The organism is Paracraurococcus ruber (genome assembly GCF_004353985.1).
Taxonomy (GTDB): domain Bacteria; phylum Pseudomonadota; class Alphaproteobacteria; order Acetobacterales; family Acetobacteraceae; genus Paracraurococcus; species Paracraurococcus ruber.
In genome coordinates this window covers 1-14,063 of sequence record NZ_SMOA01000006.1, presented here as the reverse complement: position 1 = coordinate 14,063, position 14,063 = coordinate 1, and the positions used below count along the sequence as shown (strand labels likewise).

Below are 14,063 nucleotides of genomic sequence, written 5' to 3'. Positions count from 1 at the left end.
CTTTGGAAACCGGGAGGTCAGCCCGCGGCGCGGAACCAGACGCCGGCCCTGACCGCCAGGGCAAGCACGGTGCCGTAGACCGCCAGCGCGAATGCGGCGACGGCGAACAATGCTTCCAGCGATCCCGTCAGCCGCAGCGCCAGCCAGCCGCCGCCGACCGCGATCACCATGCGCAGGAAGCCCGCGCCCAGCGGCCAGCCCAGCCGCCCCGCGCCCTGCGAGGCGAAGTACAGCGCCAGCCCGAGGCCGAAAAAGCCATAGGCCGGGCCGACCATGCGCAGGTACTGGCTGCCCGCCTCGATCATCCCGGGCTCGGCGCTGAACAGCCCCAGCCAAGCCACCGGGAAGCAGGCCGCCAGCACGCCCACCATCCCGGTCAGCAGGAAGGCGATGCCGCCGCCGGTCAGCGCGATGCGCAGCGCCCTCTCCCGCTGGCCGGCGCCGATATTGGTGCCGACCAGCGCCACCAGCGGCGCCCCCAGGCCAAAGGCCAGCGGCACCAGCAGGTATTCCAGGCGCGCGCCCGTCCCGAACCCCGCCACCGCATCCAGCCCGGCATGGCCGGCCACCAGCGCGGTCAGCAGCGCGATGGTCAGGTTGGTCTGCAGGGTGCTGATGGCGGCGACGGCGCCGATCCGCAGGATCTCCCGCAGCATCGGCCAGCGCAGCGCCGCCGGGCGGAAGCGCGCCAGGTTGCGGCCGGACAGCACATACCAGCCCAGCACCGCGCAGCCCATGACGTTGAACAGCACCAGCGCCCAGCCGCCGCCGGCCACGCCCAGCGCGGGCACCGGCCCGAAGCCGAAGATCAGTAGCGGCGACAGCGGCACCAGCAGCGCCACGCCGGCGCAGATCACCAGCGCGGGGACCAGCATGTTGCCGGTGCCGCGGATGACGCTGGCGAGGCCGTTCATCAGCCAGAGCAGCGGATTGCCGAGGAAGACGATGTGGGAATAGGCCAGCGCCGCCTCCAGCGCGCCGCCCTCCCCGCCCATCGCTTGGTAGATCCCGCGCCCGAAGCCGAGCATGAGGGCGGAGAAAGCCAGCCCGAGCACCAGGTTGATGATGACGGCGTGCAGCACCAGCGCATCCGCCGTGTCCCGCTTCCCCGCGCCCAGCGCCCGCGCCACGGCCGAGGAGATGCCGCCGCCCAGCGCGCCGGCCGAGATCATCTGCATCAGCATCACCGGCGGGAAGACCAGCGCCATGCCGGCCAGCGCATCGGTCCCGAGGTGGGAAACCCACCAGGTCTCGATCAGCCCGGTGGAGGCCTGCGCCAGCATGATCAGGATGTTGGGCCAGGCCATGCGCAGCAGCGTCGGCACGATCGGGTCGTGCAGCAGCCGCCGCGTGCGCGGGTTCAGCTCGGCCGCCCCCGGCGCGGCAACCGCCCCGGGGATGGCCGGGGACAGCGCGGCGCTCACGCGCCCGCCTCCGCCGGCTGCCCGCCGCGCGCGTAGCGCTCGGCGGCATGGCGGCGCGACAGGTGGGGGCCGAGGGCAAGGCGCGCCCGGTCCAGCCTTTCCCAACCGGCCGCATCGGGCAGGGAGGGGAGAGTGACCAGTTCCCCGGCATCCAGGCCGGCGAGGGCGGCGTCCACCATTTCCTTCACCTCCATCACCATGTCGGCGGGGATGCTGGCCAGGTCCAGGCCGGCGGCGGCCCAGATGGCGGTGCGCGTCGCGCCCGGCAGCACCGCCTGCACCCGCACGCCGCTGCCGCGCAGCTCCGCGTCCAGCCCCTGCGACAGCGCCAGCATGAAGGCCTTCGAGGCGGCATAGACCGCGTTGAAGCGCTCCGGCGCCAGGCCGAGGACGGAGGCGATGTTCACCAGCGTGCCCTGGCCGCGCGCCCTGAAGGCGGTGGCCGCGGCGGCGGCCAGCCGCGCTGCCGCTACCACGTTCAGCTGCACCATGGCCGCCAGCCGCGCCGGATCGGCGCCTGCCACCGGCCCGGCCAACGCCATGCCGGCATTGTTCACCAGCAGGGCGATGTGCGGGTCCGCTCGCAGCCGCGCCTCCACCAGCGCCAGGCCGGCCTCCTGCGCCAGGTCGGCCGCCAGCACCTCCACGCCGCGGCCAGTCTGGGCGCGCAGGGTGGCGGCCACATCCTCCAGCCGGCCGGCGCTGCGGGCGACGAGGATCAGGTTATGGCCGCGCCGGGCCAGGCGCTCCGCATAGGCGGCGCCGATGCCGGCGGAAGCGCCGGTGACCAGCGCGGTGCCGGCGCCCGGGGGGGCGGCATGGGAAGCAGGCATGGAGACCTCTCCTTGCGGCGAATTTTAATGACGATCGCCATGTTTGACATTGGTGGCGACCGCTATTAAAACTGTCAAGCAGGAAATCTGGGATCGGAGAAGGGTCGGCAGGGGTGCGGGTCTCGAAGGCGCAGGCGGCGGCGAATCGGGCCCGGATCCTCGAGGAAGCGGCGTGGCTGTTCCGCGAACGCGGGCTGGACGGCGTCGGCGTGGATGCGGTGGCCGAGGCCGCCGGGCTGACCCATGGCAGCCTCTACAGCCAGTTCGGCTCGAAGGACCGGCTGGCGGCGGCGGCAGTCGAACAGGCCCTGTCCCGCAGCCCCCTGGCGCGGCTCCCGGAGGAGGCCGGGCCGGAGATGCTGAAAGATGTCCTCGCCCGCTACCTGGCGCTGGCGCATCGCGACGCGCCCGGGCAGGGCTGCGCCTTCGCCGCGCTGGGCTGCGAGATCTCGCGCCAGTCGCCCGGGCTGCGCGCGATCTTCACCGCGGCGCTGCGGGACCGCGCGGCACGGCTGGCCCGCCTGCTGCCCGGCCGCCACGGCGACCAGGCGCGGGAGGATGCGGCGCTGGCCATGCTGGCCGGCATGATCGGCGCGCTGATCCTGGCCCGCGCGGTGAACGACCCGGCCTTGTCGGACCGCATCCTCTCCGCCGCGACCGAGGCGCTGGCGGCGCCACCGGGCGAGGATTGACGGCCGCCAGCCGGAGCGGATGGCGCCGCGGCGCGCGGCGCCCGTCCTTGAAGGCAAGGATGTCGGGCCACTGGCATGTGGCATCGCAGGCGCATGCCGCCCTCGCTACCTGCCCCCGCCGGCGGCGGAATGGCGGCACAGCGATGCCGCCATGGGGCGTCCGGGCTCGCCCGGGCTGGGCGGCCGAGCCTCCGGGCCGGGTGGCCTCGCCGCCATCGCCGCGACGGCTGGCCGCTCGCCCGATGGCGGGAGCGAACGGCCGGCTGGCTGGAACGGATCGCGGGCGGCAGTGACCGGCGCGAGGCGCGTAGCCGCTGCACCGGCAATGGCTTGCAGCGGCGTGCGGGGTCAACCGACCCGGCAGGCCGCCGGAGCGCCGCCGCGCCTCAGGCCCCCGGGTCGCCTTGCCGCTCGGCCTCGCGCGGCGGGTCGATGGGCGATGCGCCCTCGTCCCGGGCGGCGCGGGACCCGCCAGCCGCTGCCATGCGGAGCCGCGCCGCCGCCGCCTGCAGGTCCGGCAGCCCGAAGCCCTCGGTGAAGCGCGCCAGCACCGGCGCCAGCACCGCATGTCCCGCCGCGGCGGGCAGCAGCCCCGCCAGGTCGGTCGCCGCCCGCAGCGTCCAGGACAACGCGCCCTGCGCCTCGGCGACCGCCAGCGCCTCGCGCAGCCCGGCCTCGGCCTCGCCCCGCCGCGCCTCCGCGAGGTCGAGCGCGGCCTGCCGCCGCAGCAATTCCGGCAGGCACCACGCCTCCTCGTCCCGCCTGGCCCGCGCCAGCGCCTCGGCCAGCGTCGCGCGGGCTTCCGCCGTCTCCCCCGCCGCCAGCAGCGCCGCGCCGAGATCCGCCAGGAAGGGCGTCCGCCGGATCTGCCAGCGGGTCTGCCGCAGCAGGTCCAGCCCGGTGCGCAGCCGCGCGATTCCCGCCGCCGTCTCGCCGCGGGCCGCCAGCAGCCCGCCCTCGAAGCAGGCGGCCCAGGCGGCCCAGGGGCCGAAGGGGTAGTCCGCCGCCGTCCGCGCCATCAGCGCCACATGCCGGTCCAGCAGCGCCAGGTCGCCCGCCAGCTGCGGGATCGGGCAGCCGGCCTCCGCCAGCGTCAGCGACAGGCTCAGCGGCTGGTCCAGCGCCTCGGCCTCCGCCACCGCGCGCCGCGCCATGTCCAGCGCCTGCTCCGGGAAGCCCTGCAGCCACAGCACCTGGCTGCGGAAGGACCGTGCCGTGAGCTGCTGGTTGAACGGCACGCGGACGACGTGCGAGCCGCGGGCCGGGGGCGCCAGCGCCGCGTCCAGCGCCGCCGCCGCCCCGTCCAGGCGGCCGAGATAGGTGCGCGCCACGCCGGCGAGCCGGTGGCCGGTGATGATGTTGGCCGCGTCGCCCGCGGCCCCGGCCAGGGACTGGAAGGCCAGCGCCATGTCCAGCGACGCCGCGAAGCGCCCATCGGCCAGCCGCGTCACCCAGCTGGCCCAGAGCGCCCGCATCCGCCAGCCGCCGGCGCCGGCGCTGTCCGCCAGTTCCAGGGCGCGGTCGCAGACCCGGTCCACCTCCGGGCCCGGGCCGATGGTGTAGGTAAGGGAGGCGGCGAGCGCCGCCAGCACCCGGATATCCACCGCCGGGTCGCCGCAGCCGGCCGCGTCCATCTCGCGCAGCGCCGTCTCGAACCGCGCCCGGCCTTCCTCGAGCAGCGCCAGCTGGAACCACAGCACCGCCGCGGCGGCGGTCAGCGCCAGGCCGATGCTGCGGTCGCCGCCGGGCGAGAAGGCCCAGTCATGCGCGGCGCGCACATTGTCGATGTCCCGGCCATAGAGCGCGAGCCAGGTCCGCGCCTCGGTCCGTTCCCAGGCCGCCTCGGCCTCCAGCATGCGGTCGCGGTAATGCTCGGCATGCCGGCGGGCCAGCGCCGCCATGGCCGGGCGGGCCCGCAGCTGCTCCAGCGCGAAGGCGCGCGTCGTCTCCAGCAGCCGGTACTGCACCGGCGCCTGCCGCAGGTCGGCGCTGACCAGGGATTTGGCGACCAGGGTCCCGATCGCCTCGGCCACCCGCCACCCCTCCACCCCGTCGGAGGCCAGCACCGCCTCCGCCGCGCCCAGGGTGAAGGGGCCGGCGAAGACCGCCAGGCCGGAGAGGATGTCCCGGTCCTCCTCCGCCAGCAGGTCGAAGCTCCAGCCCAGCGTGGCGCGCAGCGCCTGGTGCCGCGGCAGGGCGGTGCGGCGGCCGCCGACCAGCAGCCGGAAGCGGTCGTCCAGCAACCGGTTGACGCCGTCCACGCCGAAGCTGTCCACCCGCCCGGCCGCCATCTCGATCGCCAGGGCGATGCCGTCCAGCCGCCGGCAGATGGCGGCGACCACCGGCGCCTCGGCATCCGTCAGCGCATAGCCGCCGAGACGCGCCGCGGCACGGGCGACGAAGAGCTGCACGGCGGGCGAGGCCATCGCTTCCCGGGCGCCCAGATGCGGCTGGTCCGGTGGCAGGGCCAGCGGCGGCAGCCGCAGCACCATCTCCCCTTCCGCCTCCAGCGGTTCCTGGCTGGTGGCCAGGATGCGCAGCCCGGGCGCGCCGCGCAGCAGCGCCTCCGCCAGGGCGGCGACGGTCGCCAGCAGATGCTCGCACCCGTCCAGCACCAGCAGCAGGGACCGGTCGCGCAGCAGCGCCACCAGCCCCGCCGCGCCATCCCCGCCACGGGTCGCCACGCCGAGGACGGCGGCGATCGCGCCCGGGACTAGGACCGGGTCGCTCAGCGGCGAGAGGTCCACCACCCGCACCGGCAGGCCGAGCGGCGGATCCCGGATGGCCAGGCTGCCGGCCAGCGTCGTCTTGCCGATGCCGCCCGGCCCGACCAGCGTCACCAGCCGCGCCTGCCGCAGCCCGGCCAGCACCTGCGCCAGCGCCGCCTCCCGGCCGAACAGCCGGGCGGCCGGCGGCGCGGCGGGCGCCGGTCCTGGCGACGCCGGGTCCGGCATGACCTGCACGGGCGCGACGAAGCGATAGCCGAGGCCCGGGACGGTCTCGACATAGCGGCCATCCGCCCGGTCGGGGGTCGCCTCGGCCAGCGCCTTGCGCAGCCCGGCCATCTGCACGCGGAGATTGCCGTCCTCCACCGTCAGGCCAGGCCAGACGCGCGCCATCAGCTCGGCCTTGCCGACCAGCGCGCCTGGCCGTTCCAGCAGGAGGAGGAGGATGTCCAGCGCGCGGCTGCCGAGCTCCACCGGCCGGCCATCCGCCAGCAGCAGCAGCCGGCGCTGCCGGTCCAGTCGGAAGGGCCCGAAGCCGAGCAGGCCGTCGGACGCGGGCACGGGGGGCGGGGTCGCTGTCACGGGACGCGTGAACCAAGAAGGTACCCAGGTCCAAGGTCAAGCGACGATCGCGTCAGCCGCGTCAGCCGCGTCAGCCGCGGCGGCCCGTCGTGCCGCGGCTGCCTTGGCGCGGCCGGCGCCAGTGCATTGCGCCGCCAGCGTAACTCTGCGTCAGTGCATCATGGCGTCAGTGCGCCGCGGCCCCGGCCGGCGCGGCGCCGCGCTGCCGCCGCTTCATCTGGTACAGCTTCGACCGCTTCGGCCCGCGGATGCGCCGGATGGTCAGGTAGAAGACCGGCGTGAAGATCAGCCCGAACAGGGTCACGCCGATCATCCCGAAGAACACCGCCGCGCCCACCGCCCGCCGCATCTCCGCGCCCGCGCCTTCGGCGACGACCAGCGGCAGCACGCCGAGGATGAAGGCGAGCGAGGTCATCAGGATCGCCCGCAGCCGCAGCCGGCAGGCCTGCACCACCGCTTCCAGCGGCGACTTCCCCTCATCCTCGAGCGCCGAGGCGAATTCGACGATCAGGATGGCGTTCTTCGCCGCCAGCCCCACCAGCACCACGAAGCCGATCTGCGTCAGGATGTTCACGTCCTGCCCCAGCAGGCGCACGCCCAGGGTGGAGGTCAGCAGGCACATCGGCACGATGAGGATGACGGCGAAGGGCAGCGTCCAAGACCCGTACTGCGCCGCCAGCACCAGGTAGACGAAGACGACGCAGAGCGGGAAGATCCACAGCCCGGCATTGCCGCTGTTCCGCTGCTCGAAGGACAGGTCGGTCCATTCGAAGCCGATGCCGTCCGGCAATTCCCGCCGCGCCGTCGCCTCGATCACCCGCAGCGCGGCGGAGGAGCCGAGGCCGGGCCGGATGTCCCCCGCCACCTCGGCGGCCGGGTAGAGGTTGTAGCGCGGCACCCGCTGCGGCCCGGCGATGTCGCGGAAGGACATGACATTGGCCAGCGGCACCATCGCGCCGTCGTTGTTGCGGGCGTAGAGCCGCGCGAGATCCGCTGCCTCCCGCCGGAATTCGGGCGCCGCCTGCGCCACCACCCGCCAGTTGCGGCCATAGGCGGTGAAGTCGTTGACGTAGGAGGAACCGAGCAGCGTCTCGATGCTCTGGCTCAGCCGCGCCACCGGCACGCCCAGCATCTCCGCGCGCGTCCGGTCGATGTCCACCGCGATCAGCGGGCTGTCGACGCTGAAGGGGGTATAGACATTGGCGAGGCCCGGGGTGCGGTTCAGCGCCTCCGCCAGGCTCTGCGCCGCATCCGCCAGCACGGCGGTGCCGCGGCCGGTCCGGTCCTCCAGCCGCAGGGCGAAGCCGGCGCCGCTGCCGAGCCCGGGGACGGCGGGCGGCGGGATGACCAGCACCGTCGCGTCCTGCAGCACGGCCAGCCGCTGACGCAGCGCCGCCATGATGCGGCTGGCGGTGTGCCCATGCTCCAGCCGCTCCTCCCAGCCGGCGAAGACGACGGTGAGCTGGCCCTGGTTGCCGCCGGCGGTGTTGGTCGCGCCGGAGACGCCGGCAAGGCCGGCGACGCGGCCGACCCCCGGCACGTCCCGCGCGATGGCGGCCGCGCGTTCCACCACCGCCGTGGTGCGGGCGAGGGAGGCGCCGCCGGGCAGTTCGATCGAGACGATGGCATAGCCGCGGTCCTGCGCCGGGACGAAGCCCTGCGGCGAGGTCACCAGCAGCCAGCCCACCGCGCCGATCAGCCCGGCATAGAAGGTGAGCATGAGCAGGGCGCGCGGCGCGAGCTGCCTGGTCATCGCCCCGTAGCCCTCCGCCAGCCGGTCGAAGCCGCGGTTGAAGCCGTCCAGCAGCCAGCCGGTGACGCGCGCCGGCAGGCTGCGCCGGGCATGCGCCCCCGGTTCCTCCGGCTTCAGGATCAGCGTCGCCAGCGCCGGGCTGAGGGTGAGGGAGCAGAAGCAGGACAGCGCCGTGGCCACCGCGATGGTGACGGCGAACTGGCGGAAGAAATTGCCGGCGATGCCTTCCAAGAAGGCGGTCGGGACGAAGACGGCGCAAAGCACGAGGGCGATGGAGATGAGCGCCCCGCCGACCTCCCGCATCGTCCGCGTCGCCGCCTGCTCGACCGTCGGCTCGTCGCGCAGGTGGCGGTCCACGTTCTCCACCACCACGATGGCATCGTCCACGACGATGCCCACCGCCAGCACCAGCCCGAACAGCGTCAGCACATTCAGCGTGTAGCCCAGCGCGATCATCACGCCGAAGGTGCCGATGAGGGAGACGGGGATCGCCAGGATGGGGATCATCGCCGCCCGCCAGTTCTGCAGGAACAGCAGCACGACGAAGACCACCAGCAGCACCGCTTCCCCGATGGTCTTCACCAGTTCCTGCACGCTGTCGGCGACGAAGCGGGTCGGGTCGTAGGCGATCTCGGCCTGGATGCCGGCGGGGAAATTGGCGGTGATTTCCGCCAGGCGGGTGCGGATCTGCGTGGCGGTGGCCAGCGCGTTGGACCCGGGGCGCTGGGTGACCGCCAGCGCCACCGCCGGCCTTCCCTGCAGCGTGCTGCCGGTGGTGTAGGCGGCCGCCCCCAGCTCCACCCGCCCCACATCATGCAGCCGCAGCAGCCGCCCATCGGCGCCGGCGCGGATGACGATGTGCTCGAACTCTGCCGGGTCGGCCAGGCGGCCGCGGAACATCAGGTTGGGCTGGAAGGCCTGGCCGGTCACCGGCGGCTCGGCGATCTGCCCGCCCGCCACTTCGGCATTCTGCGCCTGCACGGCGGCGATCACGTCCTCCGCCGTCACGCCGTTCGCGGCCATGCGGCCCGGGTCGAGCCAGACGCGCATGGCGTAGTCGCGCGCGCCCTGCATGTCGATGTCGCCGATGCCGTCGATCCGCAGCAGCTCGTCCCGCACCTGCCGCAGCGCGTAGTTCGAGACATAGAGCTGGTCGTAGCTGCCATCGGGCGAGCTGACGAAGACGATCATCAGCCGGTCGGTCGCCAGCTTGCGCGTCGTCACGCCCCAGCGCCGCACCTCCTCCGGCAATCTCGGCAAGGCGGTGGAGACGGCGCCCTGCACCAGGATCTGCGCCCGGTCCGGGTCGGTGCCCAGGCGGAAGGTGACGGTCAGCACCATCCGCCCGTCCGAGGTGGACTGGGAGGACATGTAGAGCATGCCCTCGGTCCCGTTCACCTCCTGCTCGATCGGCGTCGCCACCGTGTCCGCCACCACCTGGGCGGAGGCGCCGGGATACGAGGTGGCGACGACGACCGTGGGCGGCGCGACATCCGGGTATTCCGAGATGGGCAGCGACAGCAGCGACAGCCCGCCGACGATCAGCAGCACCAGCGACATCACGCAGGCGAGGACCGGCTGGCGGACGGAAAGGACGCCGAGGTTGCTCACGAGGGAGGCCCTGCGTCCCTCGCGCTCCCACCGCCAAGGGCCGAAAGGCCTTTGGAACCCTCGAGTCTTTCCGCCTTCACGACTTCGGTCCTTCGCGGTTCGGGCGTACCGCCTGGCCGGCGCGGATGCGCGTCAGCCCGGTGGTCACCACCTCCTCGGACCCGTCGAGGCCGCTGCGGATCACCCGCATCCCGTCATGCAGGGAGCCGAGCTGGACCTGGCGCATCTGCAGCTTGTCGCCTTCACCCAATACATAGACCACGCGGCGGGACTGGTCGGTGGCCACCGCGCTGTCGGGCACCAGCAGCGCCTGGTAGGGCGCGCTGGCCACCAGCCGCACCCGGGCGAAGCCGCCGGGCAGGAACAGGTCGCGCGGATTGGCGAAGCGGGCGCGCAGCCGGATGGTGCCGGTGCCCGCATCCGCCTCGTTGTCGACGAAGACCACGCGGCCGGCATGCGGGAATCCCGTCTCGTCCGCCAGCGCCAGCTGCACCGGGTTCTGCATGTCGCGCGAGGATGGCCGGCCGCCGCTGACCGCGAGGCGCGCGTAGCGCAGCCCCGCCGCCTGGTCGATGTCGAAGCCGAAGTCGATCGGGTCGATGGTGACGATCGTCGCCAGCAGCGTCGCCGTGCTGCCCTCCCCACCCGAGACCAGGTTGCCGGGGCTGACCAGGTGGCGGCCGATACGGCCGGCGACCGGGGCGCGCACTTCGGTGAACTCCAGGTCCAGCCGGGCCCGCTGCAGGGCCGCATCGGCCTGGGTGACGGCGGCGCGGGCGGCATCCAGCGCCTGCGCCCGCTGCTCGACATTCGCCTCCGACGCGGCGCGGGCGGTCAGCAGGTTGCGGGTCCGCTCGAACTCCCGCTCGGCCAGCACCACCTGGGACCGGGCGGCGACCAGCCGCGCCTCCGCATCGATGATGGCGGTGCGGAAGGGCCTGGCGTCGATGCGGAACAGCAGGTCGCCGCGCCGCACCACCTGGCCGTCCTGGAATTCGAAGCTGTCGAGATAGCCGCTGACCCGGGCGCGGAGCTCCACCCGCTCCACGCTCACGAAGCGGCCGGTGAACTCGTCCCAGTCGGTCACCTGCCGCTGCACCGGTCGCACCACCGTGACCACCGGCGCCACTTCCGGCGCCATCTCCTGCTCATGCTTGTCGCAGCCGGGCAGCAGCGCGAGGAGAAGGCAGAGCACGGCCAGCAGCCGCGGCGCCGCGGCGCGGCGCTGCCGCAGGCTTCGCATCAAGCGGTTCGCGCCACCGGGCGGGCGGGCGGCCGGAGCCCGGCCCCGCACCACGCAGCGATCCTGGTCCCCTGCCCGCCCATCCGCCCGCGATCCCCGGCTGTTGCCGCAGGCTACCATGCCGGCGGCCCGGCGCAGCATCCGATCGGCAAGCGGGCGCGCCGCGCCTCGGCCAAGCCTTGCGATGGATTGCCGGCATCGGCAATGGCCAATGCCGGCGCCATGGGCCTGCCGATCCCGTCCCGCCGCCAGCGGGCGATGCGCCCGCGCCTATCGCGCGCGGTCGCAAGGACCGCATCGCGCGCATCGTCGCTTCCGGCGCCCCCGCGCGCGGCCTGGCGCGGCCGGTGATGCGGAGGACGGCCGCCGCCGTTCATGCGGCCAGGACGGCCACGCGCCTGCCCTGGCCAGGCCGGCGCGGCCGCTGCGGCATCGGGATGGCGGCTGCATCGCAGGTCACGCGGCGGCGGGCAGCGGGGCCAGCGGCGCATGGCTTCTGGGCGCCGCCGGATCCTGGCTGCGGCGCCAGGCGCTGGGCGTGCAGCCCAGATGGCGGCGGAACAGGCGCGAGAGATGCGCCTGGTCGGCGAAGCCGCACGCGATCGCGATCTGCGCCAGCGGGTCTCGCGTCGCCAGCATCAGCGCCTGGGCGCGGGCGATGCGGCGCGCCTGCAGATAGGCATGTGGGGTGCAGCCGAAGCTGGCGGCGAAGGCGCGGCAGAAATGGCTGCGGCTGAGCCGTACCGTCGCCGCCATCGCCGGCACCGGCAGGTTCTCCTGCAGCCGGTCCTCGATCATGCGGCGGAGGCGCTGCACCTGCCAGGCCAGCAGCCCGGCCGGGGCGCCAGGGCGGGACTGCGCCAGGCCACGGCGCAGCGCGCCCAGCCGGGCGCCGGTTTCGGCCAGGATGGCGTCCAGCTGCGCAGGATCGGTGCGGATGCCTTCGGCCGCGGCGCTCAGCCATTGCGCGACATCCAGGGCGGGCGGGACGCCGCCCGCCGCGGTGTCCGTCATGGCGATGGTCTGCATCCGTTTGCCCTCCTCCGGCGCCGCCGGCCCCTGCCGGGCGGCGCGCAGCGCAAGGCATGCCGCGGGTCGCGGCCAAGGCGTGAGTTAAGCGTTGCAAATCGCCCGATTCACACCGCGGCCGCAGCGGCGGCGAAATCGCCAAATCACGGCCGGGCCGCCAAGCCGCCGCGGGGCGCCCGCCGGATACATCCAGCCCCGGCGACCGCCGCGCCAACCGCAACCGCAGGGCAAGACCGACCATGGGCAGCATCACCACGCGGGACGGCATCACGCTGCACTACCAGGACTGGGGACCGTGCGCGGGGCCCGTGGTCCTGCTGAGCCATGGCTGGCCGCTGAACGCCGACAGCCTGGAAAGCCAGGCCCTGCACCTTGCCCAACGCGGCTTCCGCGTGGTGGCGCATGACCGCCGTGGCCATGGCCGTTCCTGCCAGCCCTGGGATGGCCACGACATGGATCACTATGCCGACGACCTGGCGGCGCTGGTCGAGGCGCTGGACCTGCGCGGCATCTCGCTGTTCGGCGTCTCCGCCGGCGGCGGGGAGGTGGCGCGCTATGTCGGCCGGCACGGCACGGCGCGCATCGCGCGGCTGGGCCTGATCGCCGCCGTGACGCCGCTGCTGCTGCGGATGCCGGATAATCCACGCGGGCTGCCGATGGCGGCCTTCGACGCCCTGCGCGCCGCCAGCCTCGACAACCGCGCGCAGCTCTACAGCGACCTGGCATCCGGCCCCTTCTACGGCTTCAACCGGGCCGGCGCCGCGGCCAGCCAAGCCTTGATCGACCGCTTCGTGCTGCAGGGGCTGCAGGCCGGGCACAAGGCCGCGTATGACGGCATCGCCGCCTTCGGGCAGACGGATTTCCGCCGCGACCTGGTGCACTTCGACCGGCCGACGCTGGTCCTGCATGGCGATGACGACCAGATGGTGCCCGTCGACGGCGCCAGCCGCGCCGCCGAGGCACTGGGTCCGCAGGCCGTGCTGCGGGTCTATGCAGGCGCGCCGCATGGTCTGACGGAGACCCACAAGCAGCGCCTGAACCAGGACATGCTCGCCTTCCTGCAGGGTTGAGGCCGCAACGGGGCCGCACGCGCCCTGCCGAAGGCTGCGCATCCTCGCCGCCGGGGCGGCGGGCAAGGCCGCGCCGGCGCGGCCGGGCGGGACCCCCTTGGCGTCACGCCTCCGGCGCGGCGCGTTCCAGGATGGCGAGCAGCGCCGCGATCGCGTCCGGCGGCAGGCGGCGGATGTCGCGCGCCAGCCGGTTCGCCAGCGCGGTCGCCTCCGGGCTCAGCCCCGCCGTGTCCAGCACCACCCGCGGATGCGAGACGCGGGCCAGGCGCACCATGTCCTCCGCATCGTCCCAGATCAGGCCGAAGAACTCGTTCACCTGGTGGATCAGGCCGGGGGAGGGGCGGCCGCGATGCCCGTGCTCGAGCGCCGAGAGATACGCGGGCGAGACATGCAGCGCCTTCGCCAGGTCGGTCAGGGTGACGCCGCGGGCATCGCGCAGCGCGCGCAGGCGGGCGCCGAAGGGCGTCATGCCGGACCGGCGCAGGCGGTGCCCGGCGGCCGGCGCGGGCTTCGGCGGCCCGGCAGCATCAGCGCGGCGCCCGCGGCCGGCGCAGCAGCAGCACCACGGCGCCGGGATTGCCGGCGGCGTAGTGCGCGGCGCCGAGGATCAGCGGCCGCAGGTCCGGCGCGTTCAGCCAATGCGGCAATTCGCGGCGCAGCACCCCCATCTCCTGTCCCATGGAGCCCTTGCCGGTGACGATGGCGACGCAGCGCAGGCCTTCCGCCTGGGCCTGGTGGAGGAAGCGGCGGACGGCGGCATGGGCGTCCTGCGCGCGACGGCCATGCAGGTCCAGCGTGCGCTCCGGCCGCGTCTCCCCGCGGCGGAGGGATTTCCAGCGCTTCTGGTCCAGGCCGGCGGGCTGGGCGCCGATCTGCACCTCCACCCCGCGATGCGCGGCAGCCGGCTTCGGCACGGGCACGGCGGCGGGCGGCGAGGCAGGCGCGGTGGCGGCGGCGGTCGGCGGTGCCGGCGGGGGCGGCAACGCCTTGCCGGGCAGCGGCGCCACCTGGGCGCGCGCGGTGTAGAGCTGCCACAGGGCCCTCTCGGCCTCGCTCAGCAGCCGCCGGGCACGCGGGGGCGGGGCGGCGTCCCCGCCGCT

General features: G+C 74.5%; 10 protein-coding genes. 2 read left to right on the top strand and 8 right to left on the bottom strand.

Translation table 11 applies throughout. The features are described from left to right. Positions 1–17 precede the first annotated feature (17 nt). Positions 18–1,424 carry an MATE family efflux transporter gene (locus E2C05_RS02860; RefSeq protein ID WP_200305179.1) on the bottom strand — a complete coding sequence of 469 codons (1,407 nt, stop codon included), beginning with the start codon at positions 1,422–1,424 and terminating at the stop codon, positions 18–20. Continuing rightward, positions 1,421–2,257: an SDR family NAD(P)-dependent oxidoreductase gene (locus E2C05_RS02855; RefSeq protein ID WP_133218090.1), complete on the bottom strand. Its 837-nt coding sequence runs from the start codon at positions 2,255–2,257 to the stop codon at positions 1,421–1,423. Before E2C05_RS02855 ends, E2C05_RS02860 begins: the two co-directional genes overlap by 4 nt. Before the next feature lie 113 nt (positions 2,258–2,370). Here E2C05_RS02855 and E2C05_RS02850 point away from each other — a divergent pair, with 113 nt between their 5' ends. Then, complete coding sequence (locus E2C05_RS02850; RefSeq protein WP_133218089.1) at positions 2,371–2,949, top strand: TetR/AcrR family transcriptional regulator; 579 nt, start codon at positions 2,371–2,373, stop codon at positions 2,947–2,949. Between the two features lie 386 nt (positions 2,950–3,335). On the opposite strand, the gene E2C05_RS02845 is transcribed toward E2C05_RS02850, so the two are convergent. From E2C05_RS02845 to E2C05_RS02830, 4 genes are all read right to left on the bottom strand, one after another. Continuing rightward, the gene (locus E2C05_RS02845) at positions 3,336–6,236 is read right to left on the bottom strand and encodes an ATP-binding protein (protein WP_158291913.1); all 2,901 of its coding nucleotides are present in this window, start codon (positions 6,234–6,236) and stop codon (positions 3,336–3,338) included. A 187-nt stretch (positions 6,237–6,423) separates the two neighbouring features. Next, complete coding sequence (locus E2C05_RS02840) at positions 6,424–9,621, bottom strand: efflux RND transporter permease subunit (RefSeq protein WP_240046531.1); 3,198 nt, start codon at positions 9,619–9,621, stop codon at positions 6,424–6,426. Between the two features lie 76 nt (positions 9,622–9,697). Continuing rightward, positions 9,698–10,864 carry an efflux RND transporter periplasmic adaptor subunit gene (locus E2C05_RS02835; RefSeq protein WP_133218087.1) on the bottom strand — a complete coding sequence of 389 codons (1,167 nt, stop codon included), beginning with the start codon at positions 10,862–10,864 and terminating at the stop codon, positions 9,698–9,700. Between the two features lie 456 nt (positions 10,865–11,320). Then, positions 11,321–11,893, bottom strand: a complete 573-nt coding sequence (locus E2C05_RS02830; RefSeq protein WP_133218086.1) for a helix-turn-helix domain-containing protein — start codon at positions 11,891–11,893, stop codon at positions 11,321–11,323. 239 nt (positions 11,894–12,132) lie between these two features. On the opposite strand from E2C05_RS02830, the gene E2C05_RS02825 reads away from it, so the two are divergent. After that, positions 12,133–12,963: an alpha/beta fold hydrolase gene (locus E2C05_RS02825; protein WP_133218085.1), complete on the top strand. Its 831-nt coding sequence runs from the start codon at positions 12,133–12,135 to the stop codon at positions 12,961–12,963. Between the two features lie 103 nt (positions 12,964–13,066). On the opposite strand, the gene E2C05_RS02820 is transcribed toward E2C05_RS02825, so the two are convergent. Together E2C05_RS02820 and E2C05_RS02815 are read right to left on the bottom strand one after the other, a co-directional pair. Continuing rightward, positions 13,067–13,432 (bottom strand): helix-turn-helix domain-containing protein, encoded by a 366-nt coding sequence (locus tag E2C05_RS02820; protein ID WP_133218084.1) that lies wholly within the window; start codon positions 13,430–13,432, stop codon positions 13,067–13,069. A 58-nt stretch (positions 13,433–13,490) separates the two neighbouring features. Continuing rightward, a partial coding sequence (locus E2C05_RS02815) for a Smr/MutS family protein (protein ID WP_338045097.1) occupies positions 13,491–14,063 on the bottom strand: 573 nt, incomplete at its 5' end.

Bases quoted from the DNA above. Each gene is read 5' to 3' on its own strand.
- E2C05_RS02855 (WP_133218090.1), bottom strand. From the start codon at position 2,257: ATGCCTGCTTCCCATGCCGCCCCCCCGGGCGCCGGCACCGCGCTGGTC.
- E2C05_RS02835 (WP_133218087.1), bottom strand. From the start codon at position 10,864: ATGCGAAGCCTGCGGCAGCGCCGCGCCGCGGCGCCGCGGCTGCTGGCC.
- E2C05_RS02830 (WP_133218086.1), bottom strand. From the start codon at position 11,893: ATGCAGACCATCGCCATGACGGACACCGCGGCGGGCGGCGTCCCGCCC.
- E2C05_RS02825 (WP_133218085.1), top strand. From the start codon at position 12,133: ATGGGCAGCATCACCACGCGGGACGGCATCACGCTGCACTACCAGGAC.
- E2C05_RS02820 (WP_133218084.1), bottom strand. From the start codon at position 13,432: ATGACGCCCTTCGGCGCCCGCCTGCGCGCGCTGCGCGATGCCCGCGGC.